Source organism: Qipengyuania zhejiangensis (genome assembly GCF_035607565.1).
Lineage (GTDB): Bacteria > Pseudomonadota > Alphaproteobacteria > Sphingomonadales > Sphingomonadaceae > Qipengyuania > Qipengyuania zhejiangensis.
The window spans coordinates 282,799-298,118 of the sequence record NZ_JAYKGO010000002.1; the positions used below are offsets into that span (position 1 = coordinate 282,799).

12 protein-coding genes are annotated in these 15,320 nt (G+C 61.2%); 9 read left to right on the top strand and 3 right to left on the bottom strand.

Annotated elements, in window-relative coordinates:
• Positions 1-19 precede the first annotated feature (19 nt).
• From VR863_RS07360 to VR863_RS07400, 9 genes are all read left to right on the top strand, one after another.
• Positions 20-601 carry a VOC family protein gene (locus tag VR863_RS07360; protein WP_324827817.1) on the top strand — a complete coding sequence of 194 codons (582 nt, stop codon included), beginning with the start codon at positions 20-22 and terminating at the stop codon, positions 599-601.
• 13 nt (positions 602-614) lie between these two features.
• Complete coding sequence (locus tag VR863_RS07365) at positions 615-1,592, top strand: sulfotransferase domain-containing protein (protein ID WP_324827818.1); 978 nt, start codon at positions 615-617, stop codon at positions 1,590-1,592.
• A 64-nt stretch (positions 1,593-1,656) separates the two neighbouring features.
• Positions 1,657-3,549: an SMP-30/gluconolactonase/LRE family protein gene (locus VR863_RS07370; protein WP_324827819.1), complete on the top strand. Its 1,893-nt coding sequence runs from the start codon at positions 1,657-1,659 to the stop codon at positions 3,547-3,549.
• The gene (locus tag VR863_RS07375; RefSeq protein ID WP_324827820.1) at positions 3,539-4,336 is read left to right on the top strand and encodes an SDR family NAD(P)-dependent oxidoreductase; all 798 of its coding nucleotides are present in this window, start codon (positions 3,539-3,541) and stop codon (positions 4,334-4,336) included. The genes VR863_RS07370 and VR863_RS07375 overlap by 11 nt, the downstream gene beginning before the upstream one ends.
• A 16-nt stretch (positions 4,337-4,352) precedes the next feature.
• The gene (locus VR863_RS07380; RefSeq protein WP_324827821.1) at positions 4,353-4,754 is read left to right on the top strand and encodes a nuclear transport factor 2 family protein; all 402 of its coding nucleotides are present in this window, start codon (positions 4,353-4,355) and stop codon (positions 4,752-4,754) included.
• Positions 4,751-5,566, top strand: a complete 816-nt coding sequence (locus VR863_RS07385; RefSeq protein WP_324827822.1) for a GNAT family N-acetyltransferase — start codon at positions 4,751-4,753, stop codon at positions 5,564-5,566. Before VR863_RS07380 ends, VR863_RS07385 begins: the two co-directional genes overlap by 4 nt.
• Complete coding sequence (locus VR863_RS07390) at positions 5,541-6,989, top strand: APC family permease (protein ID WP_324827823.1); 1,449 nt, start codon at positions 5,541-5,543, stop codon at positions 6,987-6,989. Before VR863_RS07385 ends, VR863_RS07390 begins: the two co-directional genes overlap by 26 nt.
• 488 nt (positions 6,990-7,477) lie before the next feature.
• Positions 7,478-8,101 carry a helix-turn-helix domain-containing protein gene (locus tag VR863_RS07395; protein ID WP_324827824.1) on the top strand — a complete coding sequence of 208 codons (624 nt, stop codon included), beginning with the start codon at positions 7,478-7,480 and terminating at the stop codon, positions 8,099-8,101.
• Positions 8,098-9,312 (top strand): type II toxin-antitoxin system HipA family toxin, encoded by a 1,215-nt coding sequence (locus VR863_RS07400; protein WP_324827825.1) that lies wholly within the window; start codon positions 8,098-8,100, stop codon positions 9,310-9,312. Before VR863_RS07395 ends, VR863_RS07400 begins: the two co-directional genes overlap by 4 nt.
• Positions 9,313-9,405: 93 nt before the next feature.
• Here the strand turns inward: VR863_RS07400 and mobF are convergent, their stop codons facing one another.
• Genes mobF through VR863_RS07415 form a run of 3 tightly spaced genes read right to left on the bottom strand, consistent with a single transcriptional unit; the run spans position 9,406 to position 15,025 of the window.
• Entirely contained in the window at positions 9,406-12,318 is a 2,913-nt protein-coding gene (gene mobF / locus VR863_RS07405; protein ID WP_324827826.1) for a MobF family relaxase, read from the bottom strand.
• Positions 12,319-12,366: 48 nt separating this feature from the next.
• Entirely contained in the window at positions 12,367-14,706 is a 2,340-nt protein-coding gene (locus tag VR863_RS07410) for a type IV secretion system DNA-binding domain-containing protein (protein ID WP_324827827.1), read from the bottom strand.
• On the bottom strand, positions 14,696-15,025 hold the full coding sequence (locus VR863_RS07415) for a hypothetical protein (RefSeq protein WP_152434326.1): 330 nt from the start codon (positions 15,023-15,025) through the stop codon (positions 14,696-14,698). Before VR863_RS07415 ends, VR863_RS07410 begins: the two co-directional genes overlap by 11 nt.
• Positions 15,026-15,320: the final 295 nt, after the last annotated feature.

The window sequence follows — 15,320 nt, forward strand, 5'->3', positions numbered from 1 at the left end:
TTGAAGTGGAGGAACCGCAATGCCTGTTCCAGGACCTGTACCTGCTCATGTCGTTTATCGCACCCGCCGAATGGCCGAGATGCTGACATGGTACGAAACCGTATTCGGCGCGAAGCCTGTCTATCGCAACGAGGCGCTGGCCTTTCTTGCCTATGACGAAGATCACCATCGCTTCACCTTTGCCGATCTCGACATCATCGCACCGGGCGGCAAAGCCGATGATCGCGGCACGATAGGCGTCGACCACGTCGCCTATGACGTTTCATCGATGCGCGATTTGCTCGAAGCCTGGAGCGATCTGAAACAGGCAGGCATCACGCCCTACTGGTGCGTCAATCACGGCATGAGCGCCTCGCTCTATTATGCCGATCCCGACGGCAACCAGCTGGAATTTTCCGTAGATTGCTTCGCCGCGAAAAGCGACTGCAGCGCCTATTTCGCCGCCATGACCGCCGACACCAATCCGGTTGGCGTCGAATTCGATCCCGCCGACTGGCTCGAGCGCCTGCGCGCAGGCGAAGATGAGCGTGCGCTGCTTGCAATCGATCCCGAAGGCGACGTGTCGCCGATACGTGGTGCACTGCAAACGATGATTGCTTGAGGAGCCGAAATCGATGTTGATTAGACAGCCCGAGAAGACGGTCGTCAACTGGCACAGCGACACATCGTGCTGGCATGACTTCAAGCTACGCAGCGGTGACATAGTTGTCGTCACTCCGCCGAAATGCGGCACCACTTGGGTTCAGCGCATTCTCGACATGCTGCTCAATCGCTCAACCGAGCAGCGGCAATTCACGATGTCCCAACCCTGGCTCGATGCCTATTTCGTTCCGAAGGATATGGTGCTGCCGGCGCTTGATGCCAGTGTCGAACGACGCTCGCTCAAATCGCATGCCCCTCTCACCGCGCTGCCGCTGCATGACGATGTGCTCTACATCAACGTCGCACGCGACCCGAAGGACGCGTGCATGTCGTACCACGATCACACCACCGCTTACACCGCCAAGACACTCAGCGAACTCGACCAACGCGGCCGTGAGATTCCCGAGCTTGGAGCGCCGTATCCGCGAGCGTCAACCGATGCCCGTGCATTCTTTCGCCGCTGGCTCGGCGATCCCGACTACGCCCCTTTCGATGATTACACGGCTCACGAGATGTTCGAGCTTGAGCGCAGTTTCTGGACGGAGCGTCATCGACCGAACGTGCTCATGGTCCACTACAACGACCTCAAGGCGGACCGCGCCGGAGAAATGCGGCGCATCGCGGATTTTATCGGGGTCGAGATCGACAAACCGCTCTGGTCGGAGATGGTCGAAGCAGCAGGCTTCGAGGCCATGAAAGCAGGGGGCGAGGCAATGCTCCCAAATGTTGCAGAGGCGTTTGAAGGCGGCGCGCAACGTTTCATCAACAAAGGCACGAACGATCGCTGGAAAGGTGTGCTGACCAAACAGGACCTCGCCGATTACGAAGCGCTGCTCGGTAGAGAGGCGACGCCTGACCTCGCAGAGTGGATGACCAACGGGAGACTGGAAGCAGGCGATCCAACTCCGTGCGAACCTCTCGTAGCAGGCGGGCGCTCAACCAAGTGTTGACCTTCCTTACTTTCGTGCAGCCTTGATCAATTGAGGGAATGAGATGTCAATTTTCGCAAGACTCGTGTCTCGCTATCTTATTGGGCTGGGTGGGCTGGCAATTGCCGCAACCTCGGTCCTTGCACTCGTTCCATCGAGTGCTCTTGCCAATAGCGCGGCCGAGGAAGAGGCCGCCTTGGCAGCCGCCAACCGCTTCCTCGCAACGCTCAGCACAAAAGATGCTGAAGCCTACGCCGCGACGACCATTCCGGAAGGACGCGGGACGGGGACGGAAATAAGGGCGGACGGTTCGCGCGTCTTTTTCACCTACACATTCGAAGAACTGGTGAAAGTCCTGCCGACCGCCATTCCCGATGGATCGGTCGAGGCACTCGTCAATCCCATGGTCCGGGTCGATGGCGATATCGCCATGGTATGGTCCGACTATACCTTCACCATCGATGGCCGGCTTTCGCATTGCGGCACCGACCATTTCGATCTGATCCGGCAGGATGGTGTCTGGCGCGTGTTCAACCTGACCTGGACCACACGCCGCGACAATTGCGAGAAGCTGATGGCAGCGGCCACATCGCCGATCGAACAGTTCGCGCAAGATTACGCCGAGGCGTGGTCGAGCGGAAAACCCGAGCAGGTCGCTGCCCATTTCGAAATGGATGGCCGGCTCCAGGTCAATGACACGCAACCGGCGCGCGGGCGGCAGGCCATTCATGAGGTCGCACGCGGGTTCATGACCGACTTGCCGGACATGAAGGTTCGCTTCGATGGGCTCGACCGCGATGGCGAGCGGATCGTCTTTCGCTGGACGCTGACCGGCACGAATACCGGGCCTGGGGGTGCAGGTGCCCCGATCAGGATCAGCGGGGCGGAGGCGTGGCTGCTGGGCGAAAACGGTCTGATTGCGGACTCGCTCGGCCGGTTCAACGAGGACGACTACGCGCGGCAACTGGCAGCCTCGTCGTCGCGATACGTCCCACCCTCGATACCTTACAGCTTCTTTCCCGCAGACAGATCGCTCACCCATGCGGAAGATGGCGTAATGCTGCCCGATGGGCGCTTGCTGGTGGGGGACTGGGAGCACGGCCTCGTCGGCTTGAGCCCGGATGGTACGAAACACCCGTTCGGCGATTTCGCCGCTGCGGGTTTTCGGACGAAGCCCGATCCGCTTTGGAACAGCCCCAATGGGATCTCCTGGGAGCCGGATGGGCGCCATGTGCTGGTGGCGGATATAACCGGTGGGCATATCTACCGCGTCGATACGAAGACCGAAGCGGTAAGCCGCATCTACGACCACCCCTTCGGCGTCAATGCAGTGGTCCGCGATCCGACAGGTGTGATCTGGTTCACGCAATCGACCGAGAACGCCGCCGGAGAGGGTTCCGAAGCGCGCATGTTTGCCGCTGCCGACAAGCCGCTTGGCGATGGCTCGGTCTGGCGCATGGCAGCCGATCAGGTCGGATCGACGAACCCCGAGGTGGTGAAAGTCGCGGAGGGACTCGATTTCGCTAACGGGATCGCTTTCGACGCAGTCCGCGGACGGCTCTATGTGGCCGAAATCGTCGCCAATCGCGTGTTGAGCTTCGCTGTCGATCCCGACACCGGATTGCTGAGCGATCGCCGGGTGCTGGCCGAAATTACGACGCCCGACAATCTCGAGCTGGACGAAGACGGCACACTTTGGGTCACCAGCCCGTTCGCCAACGCCGTCTTTACCGTCGATCCCGATACGGGAAAATGGGAGGTGGTATTTGCGCCGGCACCCGAAACCAGTGAGCGGATCGTAGCCGATTTCAGGCGAAGGCAGGCTGCTGGTGCGCCCATTCTGCCGCTGCTTTCCCCTGACATATGGGGTCCCATGCCGGGCCTTCTGACCGGCGTAATCCATGCGTCCGATGGCACGGTCTACGTCTCGGGCCTGGGAGATGCCCTCGTTCGGCTGGATCTGCGCGATGAACGCTAGGGAATCGAGCCACGAGCCATCACCTTTCGATCTCTCCGGCAAGGTTGCGATCGTCACGGGCGGCAATCGCGGTATCGGCCGCGCAATTGCCCTGGGACTTGCCCGGGCGGGCGCAGCTGTCGCAATCCTGGCCCGCGATCCGGAGCGCAACGCCACGGTAGAAGCCGAGCTGGAGCAGATCGGGCGTCCAACCCACGCGGACATCCTCGACGTAACCGACCGGGCAGCCATTGCCGAGGCGGTAGGACGGGTCGAAAAGGCGCTCGGCCCGATCGATATCCTCGTCAACAATGCAGGCAATACCGATATCAGCGGCGGGGTTCTGAACCAGACTGAAGAAGGCTGGGACAATGCGTTGGCAACGCACCTGACCGCCACCATGCTGCTTTCAAAGGCGGCCGCCAGTTCGATGCAGGCGCGCCAGCGGGGCAAGATCATCAACCTCGCCAGCATGTATTCCACATTCGGAGCGGCGGCCGTCCCGTCCTACGCGGCGGCGAAGGGCGGCATAGTCCAGCTCACCAGGTCGATGGCAATCGAGCTCGCGCCGCACGGCATCCAGGTCAACGCCATCGCGCCCGGCTGGATCGCCACCGAGATGACAGAGGTGGCGCGCGAAGATCCGGACTGGAGCGATTTCAACACCATGCTGTTGGCGCGCACCCCGGCCGGACGGTGGGGCGAGGCGGAGGAATGCGCGGGCGCCGCGGTGTTCCTCGCCAGCGCGGCGGCGGACTTCGTCACCGGCATCACCTTGCCCGTCGACGGCGGGTATTCGGTTTTCTGATAGGGGAGAATTGCAAGTGACGAACAAACAGGTTGTCGAGGCGCTTTATGCCGCCTTTGCCGCTGGCGATATGGATGCAGCGGCAGCGGTCATGGCCCCCGACATGACGTGGAACGAGGCGGAGAATTACATCTTTGCCGACCGCAATCCGTACATCGGCGCAGAAGCCGTGTTCGCCGGGGTTTTCGGAAGAACCGCCGAGCTGTTCGACGACTTCGCAGTCGAAGTGGGCACCTTTATTTGCGAAGGCGAGACCGTCGCGATGCAGGGTCGCTACTCCGCAATCGCAAGGGCGACTGGCGAGCGGGTGAACCCGCACGTCGTCCACTGGTTCACGGTCAGGGACGGCAAGATCGTAGCCTTCCAGCAGCACCTCGATACGTTCGCGATGGCCAGGGCGCTGGGGCAATTGGCATGACGAGCGTCGCTGCCGCCACCTCGATCAGCCTCGACGCATATGGCAGCGTGCGGAGCCTGATCGACGGCTGGACCTTCCTCGTCGGCCAGTATCCCAGGCACCGTTTTGCCAGCGAAGGGCCAGTGCGAGGCTTCATCGCCAATGTCGACAACGCTTTCCTCAACATGGTGGTGATCGGACAACCGACCGGCGGCCCGCAAGCCTTCGGCGAGGCGTTGGGGCAGGCGGCGCAGACCATGCGCAGTTGCCCCTACCCGGCGATGCTGGCCAGCGTGCCGCAATGGTATCCTGATGGAGCCGAGGCGATGTTCGAAGAGGCGGGACTTGCCGCAGCGCAAGAGCTGTGGGGGATGGCTGCGCCGGACCTTGCTCCGCAAAGACGACCCGCGCCCGATATCGATTTTCGCCTTATTCGCGACTCCCGAAGCGCCATCGACATCGGCCTCATCAACGCCGCAGCATACGCGATGCCGCCAGAGAATTTCGCGATCACAGCCAATGTTCACCAGTGGACCGGCGAGCATTTCGGTGTGGTCGGCTATGATCATGGCGAGCCTGTGACTGCCGCGCTGGCCTACATTCAGGACCATCAGATTTATGTCGGCTGGGTAGCTACCCTGCCGGATCGCTACGGAAAGGGTCTGGGCGAGGCGGCGATGCGGCGGGCCATCGCGGCGGCTCGGGCGGCTGCGCCCGGTCCCTTGCCGCTGTGGCTGCACGCGACCGAGGCCGGCCGCCCGCTCTATCGCAGCATGGGCTTTGAAGAGGCAGCGCATATGCGGCTGCATGTCCTCGGCGGAGACGCGCATTGACCCGCTGTGGTCCTGCTGCTCTTCCGTGCCGGTACGAGCGGCTTCCGGCGCGCACTGCACAAATCGATGTCATGACATGACCAGACACCGCCAGCTCCAAAGAAAACTCGGCCTGCCCTTTGCGATCGCGGTCTGCGTCGGCACCGTGGTCGGCACGGGGATCATGCGTGCGCCTGGCGAGATCGCCAATCTGGTGCCCGATCCGACAATCGTGATGATGCTGTGGCTGGCGGGCGGGTTGTATGTCCTCCTGATGTGCAACGTTGCAGCGGAGATTTCATCCATGATTCCGCGCTCTGGCGGACATTATATTCCGGTTCGGGAAGGCCTGGGCGACAGCATGGGCCTTCTGGTCGGCTGGACATTCTGGATAGCCTTCGTGGCAGTCAATGCCGCCATTTCTATCGCCGCGGCAGAGTTCCTCGGCACGGTCGTGCCGTGGATCGGAGCGAATGTCGAATTGAGCGCGCTGGCGATCTTGCTGGCGATCACCGCTCTCAACTGGGCCGGGGTCGAGGAAGGGCGCTGGGCCCAGACAGCCAGCACTGTACTCAAAATCGGGCTGTTGCTTGCGGTCGTCTGCATAGCCTTTGCCATGCCGGCTGGTGAGGCAGCATCTGGCGTAAGTGAGGCGGTTCGCGCCCCTGTGGCAGCAGAACCAATCACCCTGCTGACCCTTCTGGTCGGGCTGCAATTCATCGTCGCGGTCTATGACGGCTGGTACACGACGATCTACTTCGCAGGCGAGGACAAGGATCCGGGCCGCAATATCCCGCGGTCGCTGTTCCAGGCCGCCATTATCGTCACGCTTATTTACCTCGCGGTAAACTGGGCGCTGATACGGGCCCTGGAGTTCAATGTGCTGAGCTCATCGACGCTACCGATGGCGAGCGTCATCGAGGCGGCTTCGGGGCGCTGGGGCAGCGTCTTCGTGGCCTTTCTTGCGACCCTCATGGCGTTGGGCACGCTCAATGGATGCATAATGGCAACGCCGCGCATCCTCTACGGCCTTGCGGAAGACGGCCTGTTCCCGAAAGCGGCGCTCAAAGTCAATCGCGGCGGTACGCCATGGGTTGCGCTGGCGGCAGGAACCTTTCTGTCTATCCCGCTAATTTTCACGGGAAGCTATGTCTTTGTCTTCCGGCTCATGGGCGCGCTGACTCTGTTCGGGACCTGTCTCTACGTTTTGTCCTATTTTGCACTGCGCTATCGCCGCCCGGAAATGCCGCGCACCTACCGCGCAAGGGGGCAGCCGGTGCTGCCAGCATTCATCCTGCTGGTAAATATATCGCTTGTGGCCGGCTATGTCGTCTCCGACTGGGTGAGCGGGCTCGTGATGGTCAGCCTTGTCGGTATTTGCTTACCAATCGGCATTTACCTCGGCCGTGAGAAGCGGCGCGTGATTGGAGGATTGGAAGCCTGAGAGCCTCTGGGTGCACCCCTTGCAGCCCATCCTCTACTTGCCGAGCGGAAGCGCCTGTAGCGGCTCCCCATTCACGACAAAAAAAGGGGGCCATCGTGGAACTATGCGCTTTCAAAGGCCCGGCCTACCTCTGTGTAAGTCATCGAATCGTGCACGTAGCTGATACCTTCTTATTCCGGCGCGAACGGCAGCTTTTGGGTCAAGACGCGAGCAGCGCGAATGACCGAAATGAGGGCGCATTGCCGCCGTTGGCCTGCCTGACTGATCGGCAGATTTCTGGGCGAAAGCTCTGTCGTCTGAAGGACCGGCAATGGTTCTTTGAAGTGACGACTGCTCACGCTTTATGCGCGGCAAACCCTACCCGTGATGTGCAATGGCATATAATGCATAGTGCATATATGCCATTGCATATCGCTATTGCCTTTCTCAACGATCATGGTATATGCTAAAACATATAATCGTCGATCAACATATGCAGAAACATATTTATGAGCACGGCAATCGAGGACATCGCCGCAAGCATCAAAGCGGCACGGATAGCAAAAGACTTTACCCAGAAACAGCTGGGTGAACGGGTAGGCTTGCCCCAAAGCCACATCTCCAAAATCGAAGGCGGGAATGTAGACCTACAGATTTCCAGCCTTGTCGAAATAGCGCGCGCGCTCGACCTCGAGCTGAAGCTTGTGCCTCGAAAGACCGTACCGGCGATCGAAGGCGTTTTGCGATCACAGCGCGAAAGAAGCGAGACAAGCCGAACGCTCGCAACGATTGCCGAAACCATCCGGTTCGCTGAGCGAGTACAGGAGAGCTATCCGAGCGTCACCGAAGTGACCGAGCTTCAAAGCGCACTTAAGGATATCCAGGCCGTTAATTTCACTCCCGAACCGCTCAAAGCCATCCAGCAGGCATTGCAGCCCGTCGCCCATCTGAAAAAGCATCTTCAGGACCTCGGCTGGGCGCTTGAGCAGCAAGAGGGAACCAAGAAACTCGCCCAGCAGATCGCGGCATCCACACGTGCCCTCCAACACGTCAGAAACCTGCAGGTTCACGCAATCGATCGAGATAGGGCCCCTAGACTGCCTGCTTACCGGCTTGAGGACGACGCCACATGATCGACGCAGCGGCTCTCGATATCTTTCTGGGTGAGACGCGCGTTGGAACGATTGCGCGCCTTGATGCAGATGCGAGCATCTTCACATTCGACGAACTCTACCTTGCCGACCAGGATCGGCCGACGCTGTCGCTCGCCTACAAGGACGCGAATGGCGAAATCATTGCGGACACACGCAGCTATCGAACGAAAATCGAGCCGTTCTTCTCCAACCTCCTTCCCGAAGGTACGCTTCGCGATTACCTGGCCCGCCGCGCGGGCGTGAAAGCCGCGCGCGAGTACCACCTTCTCGCACAGCTCGGGCACGATCTTCCCGGCGCAGTGTGCGCCGTCGCCGTCGATGCAGAGGAGACGGAGGCCGACGAGCCCGATGAAGAAGCCGTGGAGAAGCAGGCAGAGCGCGCGCTGCGCTTCTCGCTTGCCGGCGTGCAACTCAAATTCTCGGCTATCAAAGCCCAGGGCAAGAATGGCGGACTGACGATCCCAGTCACAGGCAGCGGCGGCGACTGGATCGTCAAGCTGCCCTCTGCGAGACATCCGGACGTGCCCGAGGCTGAATTCGCAGCGATGAAACTGGCAGCAAAGATCGGGATCGACGTACCTGAAATCGACCTTGTGCCTCTCGATCAGATCGATGGCATACCCGAAGGTATCACCCGCTACGGAAAATCCGCTTTTGCCATCCGGCGCTTCGACCGGGGGGAAGAGGGACCCGTGCACACCGAAGACTTCGCCCAGGTGTTCGGTGTCTTTGCAGACGATAAATACGAGAATGCGAGCTACCGCCAGATTCTCAGTGTCCTGGCGATCGAGACCGACGAACAAAGCGTGGTCGAATTCGTCCGCCGGCTTACCTACTCGGTGCTGATCGGGAATGGCGACATGCATCTCAAGAACTGGTCATTGATTTATCCGGACCGGCGCAACGCGCTGCTGGCACCTGCCTATGACCTGCTTTCGACGCTCGCCTATATCCCAGGCGACGATGCTGCGCTCAAATTTGATCGCTCGCGCGAGTGGGCGTCCTACACCTATGATGTACTCGAGACGATCGCCGACAAGGCAAGGCTGCCTGCCAAGCTGATCACCGCGACAGCGAAGGATGTCGTTGCACGGTTCGACGACGCCTGGAGCAGCGAAAGCGGACACCTGCCCTTCCCCGATGACGTGCGAAGCGCGATCGAGAGGCATCGCAAAACTCTAGCGATCTGAGAGCGGTTCCGAAATCCGGCCGTTCGCGCGTAAGCACCACCTGGACCAACTGCCTGGCCCAATTCGTCAGAAAATCTGGTACATAGCGGCCCTTCAGATCCCGAAGTCCAGTGTCTTGCTCTTGCTTCGGGCGAGTTCCTTTTCGGCCTTGTTGGCCTCTTCCGGTTTTGGCCGATCAAGTTCGCCGTTATTCTTTTCTGTCGGGGTCACCTGTGCGGTGACCTCGAGGGCCGAGGCCTTCTCGCCTTTGTTGCGTGCCACGGCTGCTCCGAGCCTGTCCGAACTGTCGACGACCAGTGTCAGGTGATCGCGAAGCCTCGTGATCGTCACCAGGAACGTCTTCTGGTTCGACAGGTTGCGCTCGCGGCTGTCCATGACGGCTATGCCGCGATCGGATGTCAGACCCTGCGCCATGTGGGCGTTGAGCGCATAGGCAAGATCGATCCGCTTCAGCATCGGATCGTCCTTTTTGAGCTCGACTTGGTCTCCCTTGGAAGTTTCGAATGTGATCTTCCCACCGGCAACGGCAACCACCCTGGCTTGGTCGGCATTGAACAGGCCGCGGCGATGATCGTTGCGGGTCCATCGGATCCGGTCGCCTTCATGGATCTCGAGCCTCCTCGGCTCATGCAAGGTCAGATTCTGGTCGCCCTTTCCTGCCCTGATCCGCGCGGGATCGAACCGGAACCGCTTGCCGCGCTTGTCCGCGACTTCGACGTGCCTGCCCTTCCGGTCCTGTCCCAGGACACGATACTCGCCCGCTGACAGTCCCAGCGCCTGTTGCTTTCTCGAGACCTCGAGCACCCGACCAGGCTGGTAGGGCGACAGATGTCGCAACTCCTCGCGGGTCGTGTTGACGCGGTCCAGCACTCCGAGCTCGGTCTTGCCCGGACCGATCTCGCCATTGGCGAGAAGTCCCTGCTGGACGGCAGCATTGACCGCAGAGCGGATTGCGCGGCCCGAGGCGTAGATCGATGTCCGCGCGCGGTCGTCCTTGTCGAGCGCCAACCAGGTATCAGCAGCGACCAGCGCGCCATCACCCTTGGCATCGAGTGTGTGCGGCTGCAGGTGCCGCAGCGCCTTGCGCACATCGCCCGCCTGCGCTGCCGCCTGCGCCTCGCGGATGACTGGATCGCGGGCACGCAGGTTGGTCGCCATTTCAGCGCGCGCCATACCCGTCCGCTGCAGCAGCGCGAAAGGTTTGCCCGCATCGACTGCGCCGAGCTGCTTGCGGTCCCCCATCAGGACCAGGCGGTGAACGCCCGCCAGATTTGCGAGACGGACGAGCTTTTCCTTGTCCTCGTTTGAGACCATCGATGCTTCGTCGAGCACCAGCACATGGTCTTTCAGTGCCGCCTTTGCCTCCGTGCGAAGCGCCGCGTTGCCGGGATCGTCGAGCAGCTTCTTCCAGCTACCAAGAAAGCGGGCCAGGGTCTGCGAGCCGATACCGGTGTCGCGTTCGAGCATCTGGACGAGCGTGTTCTGGATTGCGAGGCCAATGACCGAGTGGCCCTCGTCGCGCAGCACCTCGGCGACTGGCTTCAGAACACTGCTCTTGCCGGCACCGGCAATTCCCTGGACCGCGATCGTTCGATCCTCGGACGTCAGGACCAGCTTCGCCGCTCCGAGCTGACCCTCGTTGAGGCGGAACCCCTGCCCTGCCATTGCAGCGGCCTGGACACGATCAGTCGCGCTTTCCGGCTCGACTGCAGGCGAGCTCGCACCCTTGCCAGCGGCAACCTCGGACACGATCCGCTGCTCGGTCAGCACCGCGTCACGCGAGGCGAGCCAGCCCTTGTGCTCTCCCTTCCCTGCTATGAGATCGCCGGAGCGCACCAAGGCGCGGGTCCGTTTTTCAATATCGGCAATCGTCGCTGGCAACCCGAAATCGAGCGCGGCCTTGTAGAGCGCTGTTCGCTCGAAAGCTGCTTCGCGCTGCGAAAGATGACGCACCGCCGAAGCGACAGCCTGTGCCGCTGCGATCGTCTCTCTGTCCTGCCTTAGGACCGACTTGGGTACGAGCGGATCGGCCGGATCGCCCCTGACGTGCGCGGCAAAGCGTCCCAGCCATGCGCGCCCGCGCTCCACAAGCGAGCCGAACCTGCCAGTTTCGATCGACTGTTTCAGTGAGCGGGTCTGCGCCCGCTCGACCAAGGGCGCGAGGTCCAGCCCGATCGATTTCGCGGTGTCGCTCCATTGCATACCGAGGGCCTCGCGGTCCTCGATCCCGTCCTTGCTCGCGCGCGTATCGAGCGCGGCAATGCGGCCCGCTTCAAGACCAGAACCGCGCCGCGCATCGAGCACTTCCTGGCGGCGGCTCGAGAACGCCATGACCTGTTCGCGGGTGATACCGCGCGCCTCGAAATTGCCGTGCTTGAGGGTCGGTCCCGGCTCATAACCAAGTTTCTCGACAGCGATGCGAAAGCGCGCCATCGCAATCGAGTTAAGCGTGGTGTTGAGCTGCCAGAGCCGGTCGTTCTTGAGCGTGCGCCACTTCCCGTCCTTGCCTTGCGTGACATTGGCGATGACCGCATGGAAATGGAGGTTCGGCTCCTGGTTGCGGTTGGTGTCGTGCTGGAACAGGCCGATCGCAAGGTTCCCGGTGGCCTGCGTTACGATCTTGCCTTTCTCCACCATCCGGGTCTGGGCCGCATTCTTCTCAGCCCAGTGCAGCGCTTCGAGGACGGCTTCGCGGTAGGCGGCAATGATCCGCTTATCCTTCCCGACGAGCGCCAGCAACGACCAGCTCTTGGGAACGGAGAAGGTTAGGTCTGTACCCGGGCGGTGTGCCTGTCCGGGATTGCCGACGCTGCTGCCGTCGGGCAGCTCGCCTCGCAGCAACGCGTCGAACGCTTGGGCCTCGACCTTGCCATCAAGACCAAGGCGCTTCGCACCCTCGCCGACCCACTGGCCCGAGCGGTCGGCATCGGCGCTCGCGTAGTAATTGTCCGAAGCGAAGTAGCTTGCCGCCGCCGATGGCGAGCGGACATTGGCGACGGAAAGCATGGGCTGGGATCACTTTCTCTTGGCCCTCGTCCCCTCCCCGGTCGAGCATCACATATCCGGGTCGAAGTCCCCGTAATCGTGACCATGGTCCTGCCCCTGATCGGCATCGCGACCCTGCTTCGCTGCACCGCCAAGAAGCGACTTCTGCTGCTCTTCCTGGAGCCTCTGGTCGGCCTTGCCGCGCGCGACTTGTGCCCGCTGATGCGCTGCGGGATCGGGAATATCGGACCTGGCGGAAGGCACAGCCCGTTGCTCCATGCCGCGGTGCTCCTCAGCTTTCGAAGACAGAGGAAGCTCGGATTGAGCCGGCCGCTGAGGGTCTGATGTCCCCCTTTCCTCTTGCGCATTCGGATCGCGACGCTTCCTTGTCTGGTCCGGTCGAGCCTGATCGCGCTTGTTGCTGCGACGAGTCCGGCGCAGTTCCTTTTTGTCTTCCTTGTCGGCTTTCTTTTCAGCGCTGTCGGAGCGATCGTGCGCGACCCTCAACCGTCTAGGATCACCATCATTGTCGCCTGTTTCAGAGGCTGCTCCGGCACCGCCACCTGCTCCTTCTTTGTCATCACCGTGGCGGGCCTGTGGTGGTAGCTTAGGCATATCCCGGGGAATGAAGCCTTCGGCCACCCGAGGCCAGTTGCGCGGTTCGAGGACCACGGGTGCCGCCGGAAATCCTTCGGGAAACTTGATGAAACCATGAAGGTTCTTGAGCTTCATCAGCTCGTCAGGAAGCAGCAACGGAACGACCTGGCGCCGGGGCGTCAGGCTCACCGCGTCACGCGCATTGTTGTAGCCGTAGCTGTAACCTTCCTCCATCTCGCGAACCTCGCGGTGGCCGATGATATCGGAACACCAGGTGGCGGTCTCGCGATCTGCTGTGCCAAGGATCAGCTTGGTGCGGGCAAGCGAGGAGAGGGTCAACGCCATGTTTTCACCGTAGACATCCTTGAGCTTGGCAAAGGCATGAATCCCGGTGACGATCGCGCCCCCGAAATTGCGCGCGGTCTGGAGGCCCTTTTCGAGTGAAGGGAGACGATGCAGGGCGCCCAGTTCGTCGATCAGGAACCAGAGCCTGATGTCCCGCGAGCGCTGGCCCGCCATCAGCGTATTGATCGCGGTATCGAGCCACAGCGTGAGCAACTGCGAGAGCACGCTCATGTCGATGTAGCGCGCGGACAGAAACAGTATAGAGCCCGGTTTACCTGCCCCGTTGATCCACTCGCGGACCGAAAAGGGCTTCCCGTCTTCGGGCAGCATCTGGAGCGCCTTGGCATTGACATTGAACACTGCACGCACCGATTCCGCCATGCGCGCCGCGCTCGGCGTGCTGATGGGACCGGCCATGGTATCTTCGACGAGACGGTGCAGATCGGAGAGATCGGCGTTCATGAGTTCGTGGGCGAGCGCGGCGTTGGTGCCCCGCCCCGCTTCGGCGAGCTTGAGACAGGTCTCGACGAACAGCGTGCGCGCGGCGAGCACCCAGAACTGTTCGGCGCCGCCCCCATCATGCGGGACGAGCGACTCCGCTGCGGCATGGAATTCGGCACGCGTGGAGCAATCGTTGAACACGCTCCATGCGGGGCAACGCGCGTCGAGCGGGTTGAGAATGATGTCGCGTTTGGGATCGTAGAAGGTTTCGACAAAGGCCCCGGTAAGATCGAAAATGACCGCACGTTCGCCCCGTTCACGGATCTCCCTGGTAAGCTCGGCTAGGACGACGGTCTTGCCTGTCCCGGTTGTGCCAACAAGCATCGCGTGGCTCTGCTCGAGGCGCCAGGGCCAGCTGACCCCTGCCAGATGCGCTGGAGAATAGAAGCCCGCATCCCGCAGCGAAGCCGACCCGGCCAGACGCCAGCGCCAGCCCAACGCATCGCCATACTCGCGGGCACGGGCATTGCGGTTGTGCGCGGCGATCTCCCGGTCAAGTTCACGCAAGGTAGCAAGCTCCGCCCCGCGCACATGCTTCTTCTGTTTGGACTTCTCGCCGAAGCGTTCGGCAACCCACCAGAAAAGCGCGAAAAGCGGCGCAAGAATGAACCCCGCAAGCCACAAGGCGCTGATCACCGCACTCCGGAAAAGCGCGACCGCTTCGCGCATCGGCGGGTAATCGGTCACGACGGAAATGGGAAATGCGACGAGGCTCCCATCGGCCAGCTTGAGGTTCACAAGCTTGTCTGGATCGAACTCCATGAAGGCATAGCCAGAGGCATAGGCATGCATCCACAGGAGGTAGACCTGATAGTCATCTAGCGCGCTGCTTACGTCCCAATAGACCAGCCCGAGAACGACCAAGAGTGTCACGATCAGGGGCCCCTTGAGGCCCGCCGCAAACATGAAGCCGAAATGCCCGAGGAGCTGGCTGCCGCGGGTGAAGTTGACGAGATTATGCTTCATCGTCGCCTCCCATGGGTCGGGGTGCAACGATACCGAGGCGCTCCAGCCGGCGCTGGTAGGCAGCGACGGTTTTATCACGCAAGGTAGTGTCGGGATGATGCGTAAGCAGCGCATCCAATGCGACCGTGATGAAGATGTTCTGGCGGACCGGATCGGTCGCCGGAGTCCTCAGGTCAGCTTCGGTCGCGCGCTGCCAGGCATCGAAGATGCAATCGCAAACAACGATACTCGCGCTGACCCTGCGCTCGTCTGCTTGTTTCCTGATCCATTCGGCGATCAGGGGCGTGACATAGGTCACGAACCGGTGGTGTCTTTGCATTTTTCCAAGTTCCTTGTGTTCAAAGAACCTGGCTCACCCTTCGAAAGGCAAGTGCCACTCTAGGCCGCAGCATGGAGTGTAGGAAAACGGAAAATTCACATCGCTTTTCAGCAGATTAAACGGATCTGTGCCGACTCGGCACGGACGAGAAAGCAAGTGGACCGCATCCGGCACAGAAGATGGTATCGGCGAAATTTCGTGAATTCGCGAAACAATTCCGCGCCTTCCATTGCAGCACCCGCTGCGTACGGTGTGCCTGTCAAGTTCCCAATTGCGCGGACGTTGCCAGCAGCCC